The 19,545-nt window shown below is 72.5% G+C and carries 19 protein-coding genes and 1 riboswitch; of the genes, 15 read left to right on the forward strand and 4 right to left on the reverse strand.

Annotation, left to right across the window (positions count from 1 at the left end; all coding sequences use genetic code 11):
- Positions 1-82 precede the first annotated feature (82 nt).
- Positions 83-541 carry an acyl-CoA thioesterase gene (locus tag ACFRAC_RS24220; protein ID WP_382927298.1) on the forward strand — a complete coding sequence of 153 codons (459 nt, stop codon included), beginning with the start codon at positions 83-85 and terminating at the stop codon, positions 539-541.
- On the opposite strand, the gene ACFRAC_RS24225 is transcribed toward ACFRAC_RS24220, so the two are convergent.
- Entirely contained in the window at positions 501-1,721 is a 1,221-nt protein-coding gene (locus ACFRAC_RS24225) for an MFS transporter (RefSeq protein WP_382927302.1), read from the reverse strand. The genes ACFRAC_RS24220 and ACFRAC_RS24225 overlap by 41 nt on opposite strands.
- 132 nt (positions 1,722-1,853) lie before the next feature.
- Between ACFRAC_RS24225 and ACFRAC_RS24230 the strand changes: the two genes are divergently transcribed.
- Entirely contained in the window at positions 1,854-3,038 is a 1,185-nt protein-coding gene (locus tag ACFRAC_RS24230) for an ROK family transcriptional regulator (RefSeq protein ID WP_382927305.1), read from the forward strand.
- A gap of 15 nt (positions 3,039-3,053) precedes the next feature.
- On the opposite strand, the gene ACFRAC_RS24235 is transcribed toward ACFRAC_RS24230, so the two are convergent.
- Entirely contained in the window at positions 3,054-3,803 is a 750-nt protein-coding gene (locus ACFRAC_RS24235; RefSeq protein WP_382927439.1) for an SDR family oxidoreductase, read from the reverse strand.
- Between the two features lie 390 nt (positions 3,804-4,193).
- Positions 4,194-4,324, forward strand: a riboswitch (FMN riboswitch).
- 146 nt (positions 4,325-4,470) lie between these two features.
- Between ACFRAC_RS24235 and ACFRAC_RS24240 the strand changes: the two genes are divergently transcribed.
- From ACFRAC_RS24240 to ACFRAC_RS24280, 9 genes are all read left to right on the forward strand, one after another.
- Positions 4,471-5,088, forward strand: a complete 618-nt coding sequence (locus ACFRAC_RS24240; protein WP_382927307.1) for a riboflavin synthase — start codon at positions 4,471-4,473, stop codon at positions 5,086-5,088.
- Positions 5,085-5,726, forward strand: a complete 642-nt coding sequence (locus ACFRAC_RS24245; protein ID WP_062674373.1) for a nicotinamide mononucleotide transporter family protein — start codon at positions 5,085-5,087, stop codon at positions 5,724-5,726. The genes ACFRAC_RS24240 and ACFRAC_RS24245 overlap by 4 nt, the downstream gene beginning before the upstream one ends.
- Positions 5,723-7,087 (forward strand): bifunctional 3,4-dihydroxy-2-butanone-4-phosphate synthase/GTP cyclohydrolase II, encoded by a 1,365-nt coding sequence (locus ACFRAC_RS24250; protein ID WP_382927310.1) that lies wholly within the window; start codon positions 5,723-5,725, stop codon positions 7,085-7,087. The genes ACFRAC_RS24245 and ACFRAC_RS24250 overlap by 4 nt, the downstream gene beginning before the upstream one ends.
- 25 nt (positions 7,088-7,112) lie before the next feature.
- Positions 7,113-7,598, forward strand: coding sequence for a 6,7-dimethyl-8-ribityllumazine synthase (gene ribH / locus ACFRAC_RS24255; protein WP_004002733.1), 486 nt, complete (start codon positions 7,113-7,115; stop codon positions 7,596-7,598).
- Between the two features lie 34 nt (positions 7,599-7,632).
- Positions 7,633-7,905 carry a phosphoribosyl-ATP diphosphatase gene (locus ACFRAC_RS24260; protein WP_003988914.1) on the forward strand — a complete coding sequence of 91 codons (273 nt, stop codon included), beginning with the start codon at positions 7,633-7,635 and terminating at the stop codon, positions 7,903-7,905.
- Between the two features lie 45 nt (positions 7,906-7,950).
- Positions 7,951-8,802, forward strand: a complete 852-nt coding sequence (gene hisG, locus ACFRAC_RS24265) for an ATP phosphoribosyltransferase (protein ID WP_382927314.1) — start codon at positions 7,951-7,953, stop codon at positions 8,800-8,802.
- 30 nt (positions 8,803-8,832) lie between these two features.
- Entirely contained in the window at positions 8,833-9,288 is a 456-nt protein-coding gene (locus tag ACFRAC_RS24270) for a PH domain-containing protein (RefSeq protein WP_382927317.1), read from the forward strand.
- 224 nt (positions 9,289-9,512) lie between these two features.
- A complete protein-coding gene (locus ACFRAC_RS24275; protein ID WP_382927321.1) occupies positions 9,513-10,838 on the forward strand; it encodes a hemolysin family protein in 1,326 nt (441 codons plus the stop codon).
- Entirely contained in the window at positions 10,835-11,923 is a 1,089-nt protein-coding gene (locus tag ACFRAC_RS24280) for a hemolysin family protein (RefSeq protein WP_382927323.1), read from the forward strand. Before ACFRAC_RS24275 ends, ACFRAC_RS24280 begins: the two co-directional genes overlap by 4 nt.
- Before the next feature lie 24 nt (positions 11,924-11,947).
- On the opposite strand, the gene ACFRAC_RS24285 is transcribed toward ACFRAC_RS24280, so the two are convergent.
- A complete protein-coding gene (locus ACFRAC_RS24285; RefSeq protein ID WP_382927326.1) occupies positions 11,948-13,807 on the reverse strand; it encodes an AAA family ATPase in 1,860 nt (619 codons plus the stop codon).
- Between the two features lie 431 nt (positions 13,808-14,238).
- Positions 14,239-14,916 carry a uridine kinase gene (locus tag ACFRAC_RS24290; RefSeq protein WP_382927329.1) on the reverse strand — a complete coding sequence of 226 codons (678 nt, stop codon included), beginning with the start codon at positions 14,914-14,916 and terminating at the stop codon, positions 14,239-14,241.
- Between the two features lie 194 nt (positions 14,917-15,110).
- On the opposite strand from ACFRAC_RS24290, the gene ACFRAC_RS24295 reads away from it, so the two are divergent.
- The 4 genes from ACFRAC_RS24295 to ACFRAC_RS24310 all read left to right on the forward strand — a co-directional run bounded on the left by ACFRAC_RS24295 (position 15,111) and on the right by ACFRAC_RS24310 (position 19,500).
- Positions 15,111-16,064, forward strand: coding sequence for a hypothetical protein (locus tag ACFRAC_RS24295; RefSeq protein WP_382927330.1), 954 nt, complete (start codon positions 15,111-15,113; stop codon positions 16,062-16,064).
- A 123-nt stretch (positions 16,065-16,187) separates the two neighbouring features.
- Positions 16,188-17,642: an amino acid permease gene (locus ACFRAC_RS24300; protein WP_382927442.1), complete on the forward strand. Its 1,455-nt coding sequence runs from the start codon at positions 16,188-16,190 to the stop codon at positions 17,640-17,642.
- A gap of 243 nt (positions 17,643-17,885) precedes the next feature.
- A complete protein-coding gene (locus ACFRAC_RS24305; RefSeq protein ID WP_382927333.1) occupies positions 17,886-19,256 on the forward strand; it encodes a peptidase C39 family protein in 1,371 nt (456 codons plus the stop codon).
- A 103-nt stretch (positions 19,257-19,359) separates the two neighbouring features.
- Positions 19,360-19,500: an SCO1431 family membrane protein gene (locus ACFRAC_RS24310; protein WP_107115766.1), complete on the forward strand. Its 141-nt coding sequence runs from the start codon at positions 19,360-19,362 to the stop codon at positions 19,498-19,500.
- Positions 19,501-19,545 lie beyond the last annotated feature (45 nt).

Below are 19,545 nucleotides of genomic sequence, written 5' to 3' on the forward strand. Positions count from 1 at the left end.
GACCGCCGACCCGGGGCCGCCTCGGCTTCTGAGCGTCCGCTTAGGATGGCGGGGTCCTCTCGTCCGTCCCAGGAGTCCCGCCGTGACCGCCGAAGCCCTGCCCCTGTCCGCCCCGTCCCACGGCCGGCTCGTACCCGTCACCGTGCACTTCGACGACCTCGACGCGCTCGGGCTGCTGCACAACGCCCGCTACCCGTTGATGGTCGAGCGGGCGTGGACCGAACTGTGGCAGGAGCACGGCGTCCGCTTCGAGGGCGACTGGGTGGCCGCGGGCGACGCCTGCAACGCGGTCAAGGAACTGCGCATCACCTACGAGGCGCCGGTGACCAGGCCCGGCGCCTACGCCGTGCACCTGTGGCTGGAGCGCCTGGGCACCACCGGGCTGACGTACGGCTTCCGGTTCTGCTCGTCCGACGGCTCGGTGACCTACGCGCACGGCAGCCGGGTGCTGGTCCGGCTCGACGCCCGGACGCTGCGTCCGGCGCCGTGGAGCGAGGAGTTCAGGGCCGTGGGCCGGGAACTGCTGCGTCCGGCCGGCTGACCTTCGGGCGGTCGCGGTCGGCGGTGCGCAGGACGCCCGCGAACACCGCGAGACCCGAGGCGAGCAGGGTGACCAGGCAGAACGACACCACCAGGCTGGTGAGCTGGGCGAGCCCGCCGATCGCACCGGGCGCGACCAGCCCCGAGGTGTAGGTGATGGTCGCGACGCCCGCGATGGCCAGCGAGGGGTTCGAGCCGCTGCGGCCCGCCGCCGCGAAGCACAGCGGCACGACCACCGCGATCCCGAGGCCCAGCAGCGCGAACCCGGTCATCGCCAGGGCCGGGGCGTCGGAGACGACGACCAGCAGCCCGCCGAGCGTGGCGAGGACGCCGCTGGCACGGACCGTGCGCACCGAGCCGAAGCGGTCCACCACCCGGTCGCCGGCGATCCGGGCGATCGCCATCGTGAGCGTGAAGCCCGTGGTGCACGCGGCGGCCAGCCCCGCCGAGGTGTCCAGCTGGTCCCGCAGGTACACCGCCGACCAGTCCAGGCTCGCGCCCTCCGCGAAGACCGCGCAGAACCCGACGGCCCCGATGAGCAGGGCGGACCGGGGCGGCAACGCGAACCGGGGCGGCGGGTCCTCGTCCTCGGCGGGCTGCAGGTCCAGCACCCACCGGCAGGCCGCCACCCCGAGCACGGTCAGCACCGCCGCCGCGAGCGCGTGGTGCAGCCGGGCGTCCGAGCCCAGGTGCGCCGCGAGGGTGCCGGCCGCGGAGCCGATCAGGGCGCCGGCGCTCCACATGCCGTGCAGCCCGGACATGATCGAGCGGCCGAGGCGATTCTCCACCTCGACGCCGAGGGCGTTCATCGCCACGTCCGCCATGCCCGCCGTGGCACCGAACGCGAACAGGGCCAGGCACAGCGCCGGCAGGTTGGGCGCCAGCGAGGGCAGGGTCAGGGCGAGCGTCCACAGCGCCATCAGCCCGCGCAGCGCGTTGCGGGCGCCGAAGCGGTGGGTGACCCGGCCCGCGATCGGCATGGCGACGGAGGCGCCGAGCGCGGGGAACGCCAGTGCGAGGCCGAGCTGGCCTGCGCTGACCCCCGCGTGGTCCTGGATCCATGGCACCCGGGTGGCGAACGACCCGGTGACGGCGCCGTGCGCGGCGAAGACGGCGGCCACGGCGTACCGGGCGCGCCTGACCTCCCGCAGGTCGTAGACCCTTCCACCGGTCCCACCCATGAAGTGACCCCCTCCCGGTCCGCGCCTCCGTGCGGTCCGGCCGTAAACTATCAGGAACCCTGCCTGATAGATAGGGTGCCGGGACGCCGCCCGCCGCCGCGCGCGGCCCCGCCGATCTGGAAGGATCCCGGCATGCCCGCCGCATCCCCGAGCACCGCCCGGGCCATCAACGACCGGCTCGCCCTGCGACTGCTGCAGCACGAGGGCCCGTTGACGGCCGGTCAGTTGAAGCAGCTGACCGGGCTGTCCCGGCCGACCGTCGCCGACCTCGTCGAGCGCCTGACGGACGCCGGCCTGATCACCGTCGTCGGCGAGGCGGGCGAGCAACGGCGCGGCCCGAACGCCCGGCTGTACGGCATCGTCGCCGACCGCGCCCATCTCGCCGCGCTGGACGTCCGTACCGAGGGCGTCTCCGTGGCCGTGTCCGACCTGGTCGGCACGGTGCTCGCCGAGGCGTCCGTGCCCATCGGCGACGACACCGGGACGGGACCCGCCGTGGAGCGGGCGGTCGCCCTGGTCGAGCGGGCCGTGAAGGAGGCCGGCGCGGACCGGCTGCACACCGTGGGCATCGGCGCCCCCGGCCTGATCGACCCGGCGAGCGGCGAACTGCGCGACTCCTCCGGCCTGCCGCAGTGGCACCGCGGCCTCGTCGCGACCCTCCAGGAGCGGTTCCCGGAGGCCCGCGTCAGTGTCGAGAACGAGACCAACCTCGCCGCCCTCGCCGAACAGCGCGACGGCGCGGCCCGCGACCGCGGCACCTTCGTCCTGCTGTGGCTCGGTCACGGCACCGGCGCCGCCGTCGTCCTCGACGGGGCGCTGCGGCGCGGGGCGTCCGGCGGCACCGGCGAGATCGGATTCCTCCCGGTGCCGGGCACCACGGGACTGCCGTCGGCGACGGACTGCGCGGGGGGCTTCCACTCGCTGGCGGGCTCGGCGGCGATCACACGGCTGGCGGCGGAGCACGGGTTCGCGGCCGGGGAAGCCCACGCACCGGCCGCCGCACGCCTGGTGGCGGAGGCGGCGGCGCACGCCGGCGAGGCCCGGCTGTTCCTCGACGCCCTCGCGGACCGGATCGCGCTGGGCGTGGCCTCGGTCGTCGCCGTCCTCGACCCCGGCTGCGCGGTCCTCGGCGGCGAGGTCGGACAGGCCGGCGGCCCGCTCCTCGCCGCCCTGGTCGAGGAGCGGGTACGGCGCATGTCCCCCCTCCCGGTCGCGGTCCGCCCGAGCACCCTGGGCGGCACGGCGGTCCTCCGCGGAGCGCTCCTGACGGCCCGGGACCGGGCGCAGGAGGTCCTGTTCGCCCCGCCGGGGCGGTGAGGAGGGCGACGCTCCCTAGGACCGGTGACCGAAGCGCCGGTCCAGGTACTCCTCGAACGTCCCCCTGCCCACCGTCTGTTCGGGTGCGAGGTGCCCGCCGGAGCGGAAGGCGCGGTAGGCCCGCCCCCACAGCGGCACGCTCACGACGAGGCGCCTGCGGCCCGTGGCCTTCAGGTAGGCGCGGGTCAGCGAGTCGAAGGTCCGCACCTCGGGCCCGCCCATGTCCGCCACGCGCCCGGCGGGCTCGCCGCCGGCCAGTTCGGTCAGCCGGTCCGCGACCTCGGCGACCTCGATCGGCTGATCCTGCACCCGGGCCGGCAGCAGCACGACCGGCAGTCTGGCGAGGGCGCCCGACACCCGGGCGAGCAGATCGTGGAACTGGGTCGCGCGCAGCACCGTCCAGCCCAGCCCCGACTCCTCGACCAGGCGTTCCACGGCGAGCTTGCCGCGGTAGTAGCCGAACGGCACCCGGTCCACGCCGACGATCGAGATGAAGACCAGGTGGCGCACCCCGGCCCCGCGCGCGGCGGCGATCAGGTGCCGCGCCGCCTCCTCGTCGCCGCCGTTCGGCGAGCTCGCGCAGTGCACCACCGTGTCCACGCCCACCATCGCGGCGTCCAGTCCGGGCCCGCCCTTGCGCAGGTCGACGGCGTACGGCTGCGCGTGCCGGCTGAGCACCCGCACCTCGTGCCCGCTCGCCCGCAGCCGCTCGGTGACGAGCCGGCCGAGCGTCCCTGTCCCGCCGGTCACCAGCATCGTGGCCATCGTGTTCCACCCCTTCGCGACGCGGACGCTCCTGTTGCGGAGCATCCCTCGTCGTCCCTGACGGAGCACCCCGGGGGAGATGTGACATCCGGGGGCGGAAGGGGAGCGCTTGGGGAGACCCGGCGGCGGGCAAGGGCCGTCGTCACCGCCGCCGGGCGCTCTCGTGGGTGCGGCGGGGTGCCGAGTCCCCGCCGCGCACCGCTGACAGTAGAGAGGACTAGACCATAGCGTCAATAGGTATGGACCAGTCGTGAAACTTCCTTGGACGCAGGGGAGTTGAGAGCATCGCCGCCCGCCAGGAAAGTCCAGCGAAGCGTCCTGTGAGTCACCCCACACCCCTCGCCCGTATGGACACCCACCGGTCGTGGCACACTGGGCATGTACCACAAGCAGCGCACTCCGGGGTCGGTGAAAGTCCGAACCGGCGGTTACAGTCCGCGACCCGGTCGCCTCCAGCGACCGGTTGACCAGGTGAAATTCCTGGACCGACGGTTAAAGTCCGGATGGGAGGCAGTGCGCGGCGGGCGAGCCTGTGTGCGCGCCGCCGTACCGGTTCGTCCATGGGGCGGACCCTCGTCCGGCGTCGCCCCGGTGCTCTCGCTCGTACATTCTGTCGTCATCGGCAGCCCCGGAGTCCGTGCCCCTATGAGGCAGGAGGACCCGGGAAGTGTTCACCGGAATCGTCGAAGAGCTGGGCCACGTCACGGCTGTCGAGACCCTCGGCGACGCCTGTCGCTTCCGACTGCGCGGCCCCGTCGTCACCGTCGGCGCCAAGCACGGCGACTCCATCGCGGTCAACGGCGTCTGCCTCACGGTCGTCGACCACGAGGGCGGCGAGTTCACCGCCGACGTCATGGCCGAGACGCTCAAGCGCTCCAGCCTGGGCGCCCTGACCGTGGGTTCCCGCGTCAACCTGGAGCGGCCCACCGCCGTGGGCGACCGCCTCGGCGGGCACATCGTCCAGGGACACGTCGACGGCACCGGCCAGGTCCTGGAGCGCACGCCCTCCGAGCACTGGGAGATCGTGAAGATCTCCCTGCCCGCGGACCTCTCCCGCTACGTCGTGGAGAAGGGCTCCATCACGGTCGACGGCATCAGCCTCACCGTCGTCGACGCCGGACCCGACTTCTTCACCGTCAGCCTCATCCCGACCACCCTCGACCTGACCACGCTCGGCCACAAGCAGCCCGGCGACCCGGTCAACCTCGAGGTCGACGTCATCGCCAAGTACGTCGAGCGGATGCTGGGCGACCGCCTCTCCTCCGAAGGGACGGCCACCCGGTGAACTCGCTGAACTCCGAGGCGTTCACGCTGTTCGGCCAGCACATCCTCTGGTCGGACATGATCGGCAACCTCTTCGGCCTGGCCGCCCTCGCCCTCGGCTGGCGGCGCTCCCTGTGGACCTGGCCCGTGCAGTTCCTCGCCGGACTGATCCTCTTCGGCGCCTTCTTCGGGCACCTCACCGGCAGTGCCGGCAAGCAGGCCGTCGTCATGGTCGTCGCCCTGTACGGCTGGTGGCAGTGGCAGCGCGGCAAGGGCCGCGGCGAGGACGGCCACATCGCCGTACGGTTCGCCACCTGGCGCGAGCGCGCGGCCATGCTCGGCGCGGCCGCCGTCGGCACCGTAGGCGTCGCGCTGCTCTTCAAGGCGTACCCGACCCTGTCCTGGGACCCCTGGCCCGACGCCTACATCTTCGTCGGCACCGTCGTCGCGATGTACGCCCAGGCGCGCGGCATGGTCGAGTTCTGGTTCGCCTGGCTCCTCGTCGACCTGGTCGGCGTCCCCCTCAACTTCGCCAACGGCTACGCCTTCTCCGGCTTCGTCTACGTCATCTACGGCGCACTCGTCCTGTGGGGCATGCGCGACTGGTGGCTGCGCTCCCGCAACGACGCGCGGCCCGTCCTGGAAGGAGCGCCGGCATGACCGCGGCACCGATTCTGTACAGCGCCGAGAGCGCCGAGGACCTGCGGCTCGACCCGATCGAGCGGGCCGTCGCCGACATCGCGGCCGGCCGCCCCGTCGTGGTCGTCGACGACGAGGACCGGGAGAACGAGGGCGACCTCGTCGTCGCCGCCGAACACGCGACGCCCGAGATCGTCGCCTTCATGATGAGCGAGTGCCGCGGGCTGATCTGCGCGCCCATGGAGCCCGAGGAGCTCGACCGGCTCGAACTGCCGCAGATGGTGGCGGACAACACCGAGTCGATGAAGACGGCGTTCACCGTCTCCGTCGACGCCTCCGCCGAGCACGGCGTGACCACCGGCATCTCGGCCTCCGACCGGTCCACCACCCTCCAGCTCCTGGCGAGCGGCACGGCCCGGCCCACGGACCTCGTCCGCCCCGGCCACATCTTCCCGCTGCGCGCCCGGCCCGGCGGCGTCCTCGTCCGCAACGGGCACACCGAGGCCGCCGTCGACCTCGCCCGGCTCGCCGGACTGCGCCCGGCCGGCGCCATCGTGGAGATCGCCGGGGAGGACGGCGAGATGCTGCGGCTGCCCGAGCTGATCCCGTTCGCCCGCAAGCACGGCCTGACGATCGTCTCCATCGCCGACCTCGTCGCCCACCGGCGCGAGGCCGAGCACCCGAAGCCCGTGGAGCCCGCCGCCCCCGACGAGGGCCGGCTCGCCGCCGACTCCACCGTCCGGCGCGAGGCCGAGGTCCATCTCCCCACCGCCCACGGCACGTTCACGGCCTACGGCTACCGCTCCACCGTCGACGGCGTCGAGCACGTCGCCCTCGTCCACGGCGAGATCGGCGACGGCGAGGACGTCGTGGTCCGCGTCCACTCCGAATGCCTCACCGGTGACGTCTTCGGCTCCCAGCGCTGCGACTGCGGACCCCAGTTGGCGGCCGCGCTGGACCGCATCCAGGACGAGGGCCGCGGCGTCGTCGTCTACCTGCGCGGCCACGAGGGCCGGGGCATCGGCCTGATGTCCAAGCTGCGCGCCTACGAACTCCAGGAGCGCGGCCGCGACACCCTCGACGCCAACCTCGAACTCGGCCTGCCCGCCGACGCCCGCGACTACGGCGCCGGCGCGCGCATCCTCGCCGACCTCGGGGTGCGCAGCGTACGTCTGCTGACCAACAACCCCGACAAGTCCGACGCGCTGCTCGCCCACGGCATCCAGGTCAGTGAGCGCGAGCCGATGCCCGTCCAGGCGGGCGAGCACAACCTGCGGTACCTGCGCACCAAGCGCGACCGGATGGGGCACGAACTGCCCTGGCTGGACCCGGAGCCCGCGGTCCCGGCCCCGTCCGCCCTGTCCACCTGCACCAGCCAGTAGAACCACACCGAGGAGACACGAGAACGTGAGCGGCAAGGGCGCACCGGAGCTGTCCGTACGCAATGTGGGTGACCTGCGGGTCGCCGTCATCGCGGCGCAGTGGCACGAGAAGGTGATGGACGGACTGGTCGACGGCGCGCTGCGCGCCCTGCACGACCTGGGGATCGACGAGCCGACCCTGCTCAGGGTCCCCGGCAGCTGGGAGCTCCCCGTCGTCGCCAAGGTCCTCGCGGGCCGTGGCTACGACGCGATCGTGGCCCTGGGTGTCGTCATCCGCGGCGGCACCCCCCACTTCGAGTACGTGTGCCAGGGCGTGACCCAGGGCCTCACCCAGGTCTCGGTCGACACCGGCGTCCCCGTCGGGTTCGGCGTGCTGACCTGCGACACCGAGGAGCAGGCCCTGGACCGGGCCGGCATAGAGGGCTCCAGCGAGGACAAGGGGCACGAGGCGGTGACCGCGGCCGTGGCGACGGCGGCGACCCTGCGTTCAGTATCCGAACCCTGGCGCTGACGAACGGCACATGTGGCATAGGCTGAGCGTCACCATGTCCAAGAAGACGTTCGAGGAGCTCTTCACCGAGCTCCAGCACAAGGCCGCCCAGGGCGATCCCGCCACCTCCCGCACCGCCGAACTCGTCGAGAAGGGCGTCCACGCCATCGGCAAGAAGGTCGTCGAGGAGGCCGCCGAGGTCTGGATGGCCGCCGAGTACGAGGGCAAGGAAGCCGCCGCCGAGGAGATCTCGCAGCTGCTCTACCACGTCCAGGTGATGATGGTCGCCCGCGGGATCTCCCTGGACGACGTCTACGCCCACCTCTGAGCACCACCACCCCACACCACCGAGCGAACGAAGGAAGCCGACCTCATGCTGCGCATCGCCGTCCCCAACAAGGGTTCACTCTCCGGCCCTGCGGCGGACATGCTGCATGAGGCCGGCTACCAGCAGCGCCGCGAGTCCAAGGAACTGCGGATCGTCGACCCGGAGAACGACGTCGAGTTCTTCTACCTCCGCCCCCGGGACATCGCGATCTACGTCGCCTCGGGCCAGCTCGACATCGGCATCACCGGCCGCGACCTGCTGATCGACTCCGGCGCCGACGCCGAGGAGATCCTGCCGCTCGGCTTCGCCCGCTCCACCTTCCGCTTCGCCACCAAGCCGGGCACCGTCGGCGGCGACCTCGCGGCCCTCAAGGGCAAGACGATCGCCACCTCCTACGAGGGCATCGTCGCCAAGTACCTCGCCGACCACGGCGTCGACGCCTCCGTCGTGCACCTCGACGGCGCCGTCGAGACCGCCATCCAGCTCGGGGTCGCCCAGGTCATCGCGGACGTCGTGGAGACCGGCACCTCGCTGCGCAACGCCGGCCTGGAGGTCGTCGGCGACCCGATCATGAAGTCCGAGGCCGCCGTCATCCGCCGGACCGGCGCGGACTCCGAGGACCCCAAGGTGCAGCAGTTCCTGCGCCGCCTCCAGGGCGTCCTGGTCGCCCGGACGTACGTGATGATGGACTACGACTGCCGCGTCGAGCAGCTGGAGAAGGCCGTCGCCCTCACGCCCGGCCTGGAGTCGCCGACCGTCTCGCCGCTGCACAACGAGGGCTGGGTCGCCGTCCGCGCCATGGTCCCGGCCCGCGAGGCCCAGCGGATCATGGACGACCTGTACGACATCGGCGCCCGCGCCATCCTGACCACGGCCATCCACGCCTGCCGCCTCTGACACACCGAGATGTCCTCCGAGAGCCCCGTCATGTCCGAGCTGCCCACCCTCCCCGTCACCTTCCGGCCGGGCCGCACCCGCGCCATCCTGCTCGCCGCGGGCCTCGCGATCTTCGTCGTCATCACGGCGGTCGCGCTGCTGCTGGACAAGCTCGGCCCGGGGGAGCGGCTCAGCTTCGTCCTCACCGGCGCCCTCATGTTCGGCGTGCTCGCCCAGCTGGCGCGCGTCCGGGTGGTCGCCGACGAGGCCGGCGTCACCGTGGTGAACATCGCGTCCCGGCGCCGGCTGGCCTGGGCCGAGATCGTCCGGGTGAACCTGCGGCCCGGCGACCCCTGGGTGTTCCTCGACCTCAGCGACGGCACCAGCCTGCCCGCGCTCGGCATCCAGCCCGGTATCGCCAAGGACAAGGCCATCGCCGACGCCCGCGCCCTGCGCGCCCTCGCCGAGGCCCGTTCCGTCCAGGACCCCGAGGGCCGTCAGGGCTGACCCGCCACCCGTCAGGGCGCACTCGGGGGCGTTCGCCCTGCCGCAAGTGCCCCGGTCTTGATTAATCTGTTGGCGGAGGCGTTTCCACGACGCCTCCGCCTCTCGTGGGTCCGACCGGTCCTTCGAAGGCCCCTCCTACCCGAGGAGTGATTCCCTCCAGCGATGGACGGATCGTCCTGTAGTACCTGCGCCGCCCGCTCCCGACATATCGGGGCGGCGGCATCATGAGTACCCCCCTGCTGCTCCTGGCAGCCGCGTTCCTCCTCATCCTCGCCAACGGCTTCTTCGTGGCCGCCGAATTCGGCCTGGTCACCGTCGAGGCCACGGACGCCGAGAAGGCCGCCGCCGAGGGCGACCGACGGGCCCACCGGGTCGTCGCCTCCCTGCGGGAACTGTCCTTCCAGCTCTCCGGCACCCAGCTCGGCATCACCATCACCTCCCTGGTCGTCGGCATGCTCGCCGAACCGGCCCTGGCCGAGCTGCTGCGCGGTCCGTTCACCGCGATCGGCGTCCCGGAGGGGGCGGTCTCCGGTGTCGCCGTGGTCGTCGGCATGCTGCTGGCCTCGGCCGTGCAGATGGTGATCGGCGAGCTCGTGCCCAAGAACTGGGCGGTGTCGCGGCCCCTGCAGGTCGCGCGCTTCGTCGCCGGACCCCAGCACGTCTTCGCGCTGCTGTTCCGCCCGGTGATCGCCGCGCTGAACTCCGTCGCCAACCGTCTGGTCCGGGCCATGGGCGTCGAGCCCGCCGAGGAGCTGGCGTCCGCCCGCACCCCCGGCGAACTGGTCTCCCTGGCCCGCCACTCCGCCCAGGCCGGCGCCCTGGAGCAGGACACCGCGGACCTCTTCGTCCGCACCCTGTCCCTCGGTGAGCTGACCGCGCAGCACGTGATGACCCCGCGGGTGAAGGTCAGCGCGCTCCAGTCGTCGGCCACGGCCGAGGACGTGGTGAACCTCACCCGCGCCACCGGCCTGTCCCGCTTCCCGGTCTACCGGGAACGGATCGACGAGATCGTCGGCATGGTCCATCTGAAGGACGCGCTCGCCGTCCGTTCGGGTGACCGGCTGCGCACCCCCGTCGGCCGGATCGCCAGGCCGGCCCTGCTGGTCCCCGAGACCCTGCCGGTCCAGCCGCTCCTCGCCCGGCTGCGCAGCGAGCAGCCCATCGCCGTCGTCGTCGACGAGTACGGCGGCACGGCCGGCGTGGTGACGCTGGAGGACATCGTCGAGGAGATCGTCGGCGAGGTGCGGGACGAGCACGACGGGCAGGACCTGCCCGAACTCGCCGCGGCCCCGCCCGAGGACGGCCGGCCGGCCTGGGACGCCGACGGCAGCTGCCGGGTCGACATCCTCCAGCGCATAGGTCTCGACGTGCCCGAGGGACCGTACGAGACCGTCGCCGGCCTGGTCGCCGACCTGCTCGGACGGATCCCGGCCGTCGGCGACAAGGCGGAGCTGCCCGGCTGGCGGCTGTCCGTGCGCCGGGTCGGGCACTACCGGGCCGAACGGGTCCGGCTGGTGCGCACCGGGGCCGTCGTGGAGGTCGCCCGATGAGCGTGCTCCAACTTCTCTTCGCCGCGCTGCTCGTGCTCGCCAACGGATTCTTCGTGGGCGCCGAGTTCGCCCTGGTCTCGGTCCGCCGCAGCCAGGTCGAACCGCTCGGCACGGCCCGCGCCCGCCAGGTGCTGTACGGGCTGGAGCATCTGCCGCAGATGATGGCAGCCGCCCAGTTCGGCATCACCGTCTGCTCCCTGACGCTCGGCGCGGTCGCCGAGCCGACGGTGGCGCATCTGCTGGAGCCGGTGTTCGAGTGGGTGCACCTGCCGGACGGCGTGATCCATCCGCTCACCTATGTCATCGCGCTCGCCGCGGTCGTCTTCTTCCACCTGGTCATCGGCGAGATGGTGCCGAAGAACCTGGCCATGGCGGCACCGGAGAAGGCCGCGCTGTGGCTGAGCCCCGGCCTGGTGTACTTCGCCCGCTTCTGCCGGCCGATCACCGTCGCCCTCGGCGCGGTCGCGCGGGCCGTCCTGCGGCTGTTCCGCGTCGAACCGAAGGACGAGGTCGAGGCGGTGTTCACCAGCGAGCAGCTCAACCGGCTCGTGGAGGACTCCGGCCAGGCCGGACTGCTCGACCCCGAGGAGCAGGAGCGCCTGGAGGACGCCCTGGAGCTGGGCTCGCGTCCGGTGACGGACGTCCTGCTCCGGCGCGAGTCGCTGGTCACCGTCAGCCCCTCGGTCACCCCCGGCCAGATCGTCGCCCTCACCGCCCGCACCGGCTACTCCCGGTTCCCCGTGGCGGCCGAGAACGGCGCCTTCATGGGCTATCTGCACGTGAAGGACGTCCTGGACCTGGAGGAGTCCGAACGGGCGGTGCCGCAGCACGTGTGGCGCCCGATGACGACCCTGCGCTCCGAACTGGCCCTGGACGACGCCCTCACCGTCATGCGGCGGGCCGCCACCCATCTGGCCCAGGTGGCCGACGCGTCCGGCCGGGTCCTCGGCCTGGTCGCGCTGGAGGACGTGCTGGAGCTGCTGGTAGGCGAGGTCCGCGACCCGGCCCACCGGGAGCTGCCGGAGGTACGGGTGACCGGTCCCCGGCTGAGCACGGGCGAACCGGAGGGAGCCCTGGCCGGCTGAGCCGGCCGCACGCCGCGGGACCCGTCAGCGCGCCGACGGGTCCTGCGGCCCCCGCCCCGACAGCACCTCGCCGTAGGCCTGCATCAGATCGGGCAGCCGCAGCGTCGCCAGCTCCTCCCGGGTCAGCGCACCCGGGTAGACCGACAGACGCAGATCCCGGTAGGCGCAGCTCTTCTCGTACAGCGTCCGCAGGAACCGGCCGTTGCCGAGTTCGTCGATCCATCCCTGGTCGACCACGTGCCCGGCGATGGACCGCAGCTCGTCCAGCGCCTCCTCGTCCCACAGGTCGCCGTTCTCGGCGGCGAGCACCTCGCCGATCGCGGTGAGCTCCAGCGGGCGGTACGAGGGGAAGTCGACGCGGGTGGTGAACCGGGAGGACAGCCCGGGATTGGCGGCCAGCAGCCGGTCCATGCCCTCGGGATAGCCGGCCAGGATCACGACCAGATGGTCCCGGTTGTCCTCGGCCCGCTTCAGCAGCACCTGGAGAGCCTCGTCGCCGTAGGCGTCGCCCTTGCCGTAGCCGGTGTTGGACAGCGAGTACGCCTCGTCCACGAACAGCACGCCGCCGAGCGCGGAGTCGATGAGCTCATTGGCCTTCACGGCGGTCTGGCCCAGGTACTCGCCGACCAGGTCGGCCCGCTGCGCCTCCACGAGGTGGTCGCCGCCGAGCAGCCCGAGCGCGTAGAAGACCCGGCCCAGGATCCGGGCGACCGTGGTCTTCCCGGTGCCGGACGGGCCGGAGAAGACAAAGTGCCGCTTGGGCGGCTGCACCGGCAGGCCCTGCCCGGCCCGCAGCCGCGCCATGTTCAGTTGCGCGGACAGCGCCTTGACCTGGCGTTTGACGGGCTTCAGCCCCACCATGCGCTCGAGTTCGGCGAGCGCCTCCTCGAGCAACGCGGGGTCGGTCGGCCCGGCGGGCAGCGGCTGCGACGGCACGGCCGCCTTCTCCCGCACCGCCGGATCCGCCACCGACGGCAGGGGACCGGCCGGCGGCTCGGGGTCCGACAGCTTCAGGTCGCGTCCCTCGACGCCGAACAGCGGGTCGAGCCCGTCGGTGCCGTCGACGTCCTGCCCGAACCCGGCCAGCGTGATCGCGGCCAGGTCGGCGTTGTCGTCGTACCCGTCGCCCTCGGCGATGGCGGCGAGCCGGGCCGAGGTGTCCATGAAGGCCGGGTCGACGCGGTGCACCGCCCGGTACAGGGGGAGTGCCGCCGCCGAGCGGCCGGTGCCCTCGTGCGCCCGGGCCAGCCAGTACCGCAGCTCCTTGCGCTGCGGCTGCTCGCTGCGGCACCGCATCAGCGCGGCCGACAGCAGGGGTTCGGCCTGCCCGTACATCTCCAGGCGCACCCGTGCCATGCCGCCGAACAGACCGGCCTCGATGCCGAGCATCGGATCGTCGAGCAGTGGGTCGGTGTGCCGTACGAGCTGCTCCCAGTCCTTGACCAGGTAGGCCCGGCAGGCGTGCAGGAAGCGGACCTGGTGGTCGGTGTCCACGGGCGGCAGCCCGGCGAGCGCGCGGTCCAGCTCGGGGACGTGCCGTCCGTCCAGCCAGTGCGAGGCGTGGGCCAGCAGCAGATCGCGCGGGCTCTCCAGCACCGGCTGCACCCACCAGCCGAGCCAGTACCAGGAGTTGATCGTACGGCGGTGCCGGGCGCGCTGTTCCCCGAAGCGCTCCCGGTGCCGGAACATCCGCAGCAACGCGGTCGTCGTGTCGACGCGCAGCGCGTGCAGGCCGAGCCAGCCGTCGGCCATCCCCGGATCGATCCGCACCGCGGTGCGGAACTCCTCCTCCGCCTGCGGATACGCCCCCATCGTGTAGGCGTCCACACCTCGCAGCCAGGCGAGGTCGGCCGGGGCCTCGGGGCCCTGCGTGCCGAAGTCCATCACGTCCCCCACAAACCGTGCCCCCCGTCGGTTGGCCGACCGCTCGCCCCCGGCCGCCGGTATTCGAACCGCCGTACCGCGGACCGGAGTTGCCACGGTGCGCAGAGCAGCCGTCCGTACGTCGCACCGAGGGCATCGTACCTGCGACGGCGTGGCGCGCCCCAGGGTGCCGCACAGGCCGTCGGGGGAGGTGGGAGCACATCGGGGGCGTGCGCGGCGGTGACCGAGGGTGATCGGATCGCCCCTCTCGGCGCCCGGGAAACGGCGTCCGGGCAGAACGAAGCCCCCGATCACGGGGGAACAATCGGGGGCTTCGCGTCTGGAGAGCGGTTTCTCATGACCGCATATTGAGAACGTAAGACCTGTACGGCCCTTGGGTCAAGCCGAGTTGGGGCACCCTGGGAAGCCGCCCGGGAGGCGTCTTCACAAGTTCAGCACATTGCAGACGGGTCGTCACGGTGGGTGACCGAGTGGTCCGCTCCGGCGGTCGCAGCAGGCCCGTGAATCACCTGATATCCCGGCGTCCCCTGCCCTTTCTGCCGTACCAGGAGGTCGGCGAAGGGCCGGGACGGGTCCATGGCGAAGTGAGCGCGTTCCGCTGTGACCCAGCCGTCCCAGAACTCCCGCTGCTCCTCCCCGTCGCGGGCCCGGCCGCGGGCCCAGGACTCCTCGGCCGGCAGCTCCATCCACAGCAGCCGGGCGAGATACGGCCGCAGGGCGCGCCGGCCCGCGCCCACCCCCTCCACGACGACCACCGGCTCGGGCGGCAGGGCGACCGGGGGCCCGAAGCGGCGCGCCCGCCAGTCGTAGGGGGTGTAGCGGGCGGTCCCGCCGCGGGTGAAGGGCTCGATCACCTGGGCGGTCAGACGCGCGGTCCAGTCGAACAGCTCGTCGTGGCTGGCGATGTCGTCGAGATGCAGGACCGGGGCGTCGCCGAGGGAGCGCGCCAACTCCGCGGCGAACGTGGACTTTCCGGAACCGGCGTGCCCGTCGACGGCGATCAGGCGGACCGGACCGCAGGACGGGGGCAGCCGGCGGAGCCGGGAGGCGAGCTCGTGAATCGTTCTTCCCGAAGTCGGAGGGAGTACTGGCGCAACGCGTCGGCACATTCTAGTGGGCGGCCGGAACCGAGTCCGGACCGTGATGAGAAAACGTATCGCTTTGAACTACTCCATGTTTTCTCCATTGCCGTCGAAAAACTCCGGCCACCACGGTGAAATCGATGTTCCGGAGGTGGACGACGCTGAGTAGGGTGCCTGGTGAGCGATGGCGAGGTGTCACAACGGGGGATGGGCTGGGACCGATGGCCGCTGGGTTATTCGCAGGGCAGTACGTGTGGCATCCGGCGGCCGACGACCGGGTGCTCGCGCGCGTTTGCGTCGAGGTGCGGGCCGGCCGATATCGGGGCGCCCGCGAGGCTTTGGCGCACACCCGGGGAGACTTCGCGCTGCGTGCCCACCGCTCGCTCGTGCTCGCCTCGGAGGCCGCCGACTCCGACCTCGTGGAGCGCTGGCTGGCCGAGGAACCCGGCCCGGAGGCGATGCTGCTGTGGGCGCGGGTCGCGGTGGTGCGGGTCCTGCGCGCGGCCGACGCGCACGACCCGCGGGCCGAGGCGCTGGAGCGGATCGCGCTGGCCGCCTGCGAACGGGCCGCCAGGGCCGATCCCGCCGACCCCACGCCCTGGGTGGCCAAGCTGGCGATGGCCCGGCTGCACCGGCTGCGGGACGCGGCGCCGAGGGGCCTGCTCACCGCGCCACCCGGGCCCTGGCGGCTGTTCGCCCACATCCTGTCGCTGGACTCCTGGCACCGCGAGGCCCACCACCGATTCCTCGCCTGCTTCTTCCCCCGCCACGGCGGCTCCGTGACCGCAGCCTGGGACGTGGCCGCCTTCCTCGGCCAGCGGGCCCCGGCCGGCTCGGCCCTGGGACTGCTGCCCCTGGTCGCCCTCGTCGAGTGCTACGACCCCACCCGGCTGCTCGCCGACCGCGTCTGGGAGCAGCCGCAGTGGCGCGCCGCGGCGGTCGCCCTGCACCGCGACTGGCTGCCCACGGTGGCCGACTACGCCTTCACTCCGGTCCTCGACCTCGCGTACCTCGCGCACGCCCTGGTCATGGCCCGGCGTGCGGAGGAGGCGCGTACGGCGTTCACGGCCATGGGGCCGTACGCCTCGCGCATGCCCTGGGCCGTCTTCGGCGACCCGGCCGACGAGCTGTCCCGGGCGCGCCGCGCCTGCGGTCTGCCCGTCCCCGGTGCCTGACGGCCTCCACCCCCCACCGAGAGGAAGGTCAGTACCGTGTCCTCACGGATACCGGCCTCGCGTGCCCGGGCGCGCGGGGCAGTGGATCCGATCGCGCTGGACGACGACGCGACCCTGCACGCGATGGGTTATCCGAGAAAACTCACACGTCGTTTTCAGGCGTTCGACAATTTCGCCATATCCTTCACCGTCATCAATGTGGTCGCCGGCATCTTCGCCGGTTTCGGATTCGGACTGGACGCGGGCGGCCCCGCAATTCTCGTCTTCGGCTGGATCGGCGTGTCCGTCGTGGTGCTCTTCGTGGGGGCATCGATGGCGGAAGTCGCCTCGGCCTATCCGACGAGCGGGGCCCTGTATTTCTCCGCGGGGAAACTGGCCCGCCGGCACAAGGGCGCCTGGTCCTGGTACACGGGCTGGCTCAACTTCGTCGGCCAGGTCGGGGGTACGGCCGCCACCGGGTACGCGGCCGCCACCTTCCTGCAGGCCCTGATCGTCCTGCAGTGGCCCGGCTACGAGCCGACCGGCCATCGGACGGTGCTGCTCACAGCCCTGATCATCACGGCGCAGGGGCTCGCCCACACCTACACCGTGCAGCTGGTCGCCGTGCTGAACCGGATCTCCGTGTGGTGGCTGCTGTGCGGGCTGGCCGTCATCGTGACCGCCCTCGTCACCGTGCCCGACCGGCATCAGCCGGCGTCGTTCGTCACGCACGTCGCGAACAACACCGGTTTCACGAGCGGCCTTTACGGCGGCATGCTCGGACTGCTGGTCACCAGCTGGACCTTCACCGGCTTCGACGGCAGCTTCCACATGTCGGAGGAGACGGTCCGGGCGACCGTCAACGCACCGAAAGGGATCACCCGTTCGATAGCCTCCTCGGCGCTGGCCGGTCTCGTCCTGATGTGCGCCCTCGTCTACAGCGTGCGGGACTACGACCAGGTGGCCGCCGCCGACGCGCCCGCCGTGCGCGTCCTGATCGACGGGGTCGGCCCGGCCGCCGCGAAGGCGCTGCTGCTCATCGTGATCGGCGCGATGCTGTTGTGCGGACTGGCCAACCTCACCAGCAACGCCCGGCAGATCTTCGCCTTCTCCCGGGACGGGGCGATGCCGGGGTCCCGGTGGTGGCACTCGGTGTCCCCGCGCACCCGCACCCCGGTCAACGCGGTGTGGCTCGCGGTCGGCTGCTCGGTGGTGCTGGTCCTGCCCGGCTGGTGGTCGCCCACCGCGTTCACCGCCGTCGTCAGCGTCAACGTCGTCGGGCTCTTCCTCGCCTACGGCATCCCGATCCTGCTGCGGCTGCGGCTCGGCGACGCCTTCGAGCCCGGCCCCTGGCACCTGGGCCGCTGGGGCCGCCCGGTCGGGACGGTGGCGGTGACCTGGATCCTGCTCAGCAGCGTCCTGTTCATGCTGCCGCACGTCGCGCCGGTCACCGTGACCTCGTTCAACTACGCACCGGTCGTCCTCGCCGCCGTCCTGGGTGTGGCCACGCTGTGGTGGTTCACCTCGGCGCGGCGCCGCTTCCCTGGCCCGGTGGGCTACGGCCGCCCCGACCAGATCGCAGCCATGGACCTCGTCTGAGGCCGCGTCCCACGTCCGCGGGGTACGCCGTCCTGGTGTACCCCGGGACGTGGGACGCCCGCCCCGGGGTGCGGAGGCGAAGGGTGTCTTCGCGGACAACCGCAGGTCATGCCAGTGGTCGAGACCAATATTGGCGGGCACGCCCGGGGCCGAAGTGCTGGCAGACGCCGCCGGGGGCGGCCATAGTTGGCGCACACCCGTGCACCGGACCCACCCGACTCGACACCTGGGGGTCTCCCGCCCATGAGCACAGCCGAACAGCCGTCCCGCAGAATCGTTCTGGCGGCCGCGGTGGCCGCAGCCGTCACCGGCGCCGCGGGACCCGCGGCCGCCGCCGGTACCGCCGTCGAGGCCGACACCGACCGCTCCCCCCGTGCCGCCGCCCGCCAGGTCGACTACCGCGCCTGGACCTCGTACACGGACTGGCGCGGCGGCACCGCCGCGGGCACCCGCGCCGTCGCGGGCTCCCGCCCCGGCCTGGTGATCGGCACGCCGGCGGGCACGACCGAGTACACGGACCCGCACACCGGAACGAAGGCCCGCTGGGAGTACGCGACCTGGACGTCCCCCGTCCACCGCCTCGCCGTCCCTGCGACCGAGGTGATCGCGTCCTGGAACGCGCACACACCGGCCGGGAGCTGGCTGCAGATCGAACTCGAGGGCACCTACTCCGACGGCACGGCCACCCCCTGGTACGTGATGGGCCGCTGGGCGGCCGGCGACCAGGACATCCGGCGCACCTCGGTCGACGACCAGAGCGACGGCCGCAGCAGCATCTGGACGGACACCTTCGCGATCGACGACCCGGCGACGGGGCTGCGCCTCGCCTCGTACCGGCTGCGGCTGACCCTCTACCGCGAGCCCGGTACCAAGGTGACCCCGAAGGTCTGGCGGGCCGGTGCGATGGGCTCCGACGTCCCGGACCGCTTCACCGTCCCGGCCTCGAAGCCCGGCCTCGCCCGCGAGCTGACCGTCCCGCGCTACTCGCAGGAACTCCACGTCGGCCAGTACCCGGAGTACGACAACGGCGGCGAGGCCTGGTGCAGCCCCACCTCCTCGCAGATGATCATCGAGTACTGGGGCGGCCGGCTCACCCCGGAGCAACTGTCCTGGGTGGATCCGGCGTACACCGACCCGCAGGTCTGCAACGCCGCCCGCTTCACCTACGACCACCAGTACGAGGGCTGCGGGAACTGGCCGTTCAACGCCGCCTACGCGGCCACCTTCGACGGCCTCCAGGGCGTGGTCACCCGGCTCGGCTCGCTGACCGACCTGGAGACGCTGATCGCCGCCGGCATTCCGGCCATCACCTCCCAGTCCTTCCTCAAGGAGGAGCTGACCGGGGCGGGCTACGGCACCGCCGGGCACCTCATGACCGTCGTCGGGTTCACCGCCGACGGCGACGTGATCGCCAACGACCCCAACTCGCCGACCAACGAGGCCGTACGCCGTGTCTACAAGCGGCGGGAGTGGGAGAACATCTGGCTCAGGACCAAGCGCTACAACGCGAGCGGCAAGGTCGTCTCGGGCACCGGTGGCGTCTGCTACCTCTACTTCCCGGCGCGGCCGACGCCCCGCCAACGCGCCGCGCTCGCCGCGGTGGGCGTGCGCTGACCCCGCGCGACGCGACGGTGACAGGGCTCCGGGCGACCGGGGCCCTGTCGCTGTGAGCAACGTCTCGGCCGCACGGGCCGCCGGCGGTGGCAAGGTGGGGCATATGACCGCGCACTCCACCTCGGCGGGCCGCGTCCGCACCGGCGGACCCCGGGAAGACGGCCCCAAGATCCTCGAACACCTCATGGGCTGGACCCTCGTCGTGGTGCTCGCGATGCTCGTGACCCAGCTCGGGTTGCTGTGAGCTGACCCACACCGGGCCCCCGGGCCGGACATATACCGACCCCGC

Origin of the sequence: Streptomyces sp. NPDC056628 (assembly GCF_042792555.1) — a bacterium.
In the GTDB taxonomy this organism is placed as follows: Bacteria; Actinomycetota; Actinomycetes; order Streptomycetales; family Streptomycetaceae; genus Streptomyces.